Annotated in this window: 1 protein-coding gene; it reads left to right on the top strand. The window is 74.9% G+C overall.

Annotated elements, in window-relative coordinates:
- Positions 1 to 1,734 (top strand): hypothetical protein (locus B0E53_RS38290; protein ID WP_168215498.1); only part of this gene is annotated, 1,734 nt, incomplete at both ends.

Raw genomic sequence — 1,734 nt, 5'->3', positions numbered from 1 at the left:
CCGGTCGCGGCCCGCCGGCCGCCCCGGCCCGGTCCGCGCCGCTCGGCGTGCAGTGCTTCGCGCTCGCCGACACCCCCGTGGGCCGGTTCGTCTCCGACACCGCGAGCGACGCCGCCGCCCTGGGCCGTGGCGCGCTCGACACCGCCCTCGACGTGGGCGGGGAGATCGCCGGGACCGCGCTGGAGGCGGCCTCCGCGGTCGTCGACCGGCTCGCGCCCGGCCTGCTGGAGTTCCTCCGCGGCGGCGCGCTGGTCCGGCTGCGCGAGCTGCTCTGCACCGGCGTCAACGCGCTGCTCGGCCGGCTGCTGTCCGGCCTCGCCGACCTCGACCCGATGTCCGCGATCGAGTCCACCTTCACCGGGCTCGCCCAGGGCGTCCGCGACGTCCAGGCCCGGCTCGGCGGCGCCGCCCGCTCGACCGTCGGCGCCCTGCTGCGCCCGGTGGTGGCCGCCCTCCAGGAGTGGGACGGCCCCATCATCCGAACCCTGCGGACCGCCGCGGACACCGTCAACGAGGTCTTCACCGGGCTCTGGGACCACCTCGCGGTCCCCGCGCTGGACCTGCTCGGGGCGGCCGGCGGCGCGGTCTGGGAGTCCTTCACCCGGCTGGGCGGCTGGCTCTGGGACCTCACGGCGCCCATCCGCGCCGGCGCGTCGTACGCCTGGGACTGGCTCTCTACCCAGTTCGGCCTGGCCTGGGACAGCACCGAGGGCGCCCGCAGCTGGCTCGGCAATCTCGCGAACTCCGCCTGGGAGACCCTGCGGGCCACCATCGAACCGATCCGAACCCCGCTGATGGTGGTCGGCGGCATCCTGGTCCTGCTCTCGCCGCTGGGCCCCGTGGTGGTGCTGACGCAGGTGCTTCCGCCGCTGTGGGACGGGCTGACCTGGCTCTGGGAGAACTGGAACACCCGCGAGATCCTGGTCGCCGCCCGGCAGGTGCTCCAGGACCGCATCCTGCCCACCGTGATCCGCGAGGTCACCGGGGCGGCCGACACCCTCGCGGCCGCCGCGGCCTGGCTCGCCGACGTGGCCGGCCAGGTCGGCACCGCGATGGGCGGCGTGCTGGGCGCATTCGGCGCCAGCACCTGCCTCACCGCCGTGTCTGCCCTGCTCACCGGGGTGGCCAACCAGTTCACCAGGATGGCCGCCTGGGCGCGCGGCGGGTTCAGCAAGCTCACCGAGGCCCTGCACGCCGTCTTCGACGCGCTGGTCGCCATCTTCCAGCCCATCCTGGACTTCCTGGTCCGGCTGGCCGTGGTGGTGGCCAACCCGCTCATGCTGCCGGTCGTCATCGGCGCGGTGATCTGGCTGCTCTGCCCGGACGACCTCAAGCCGCCCGTGATCAACTTCGTGCTCGACCTGCTCATCGTGGCGATCGGCGCGCTGCCCACCCTGCTCACCGGCCTGGGCCCGCTCGGCGCGCTGCTGCGCGAGGGCGTCGTCGGCTTCCTCACCCAGCTCCGTTACGGCGAGCGGATCGGCGACCAGCAGCGCATCGATGCCAGCAACAAGATCGCCAACCTGGCCGCCGGCGGGGGAGTGTCCTTCGTGGCCGGCATGGCCTGGGGCATCGTGCAGGGCGTCGTCGACGGCCTCATCGACCCGTTCCGGCTGCTGTTCATGCTGGCCCAGCTCCTGGTGGCCGCCGCCCGCGCGGTGGCCCGGGTGGTCCAGTCGTACGCCCCGGGCATGGCCCTGGTCCGCGCCCCGCCGGCCACCGCCGGCCCGGCCC

Origin of the sequence: Micromonospora sp. MH33 (assembly GCF_003013775.1) — a bacterium.
GTDB lineage: Bacteria > Actinomycetota > Actinomycetes > Mycobacteriales > Micromonosporaceae > Micromonospora > Micromonospora fulviviridis.
This window is presented reverse-complemented; position numbering and strand designations above follow the sequence as displayed.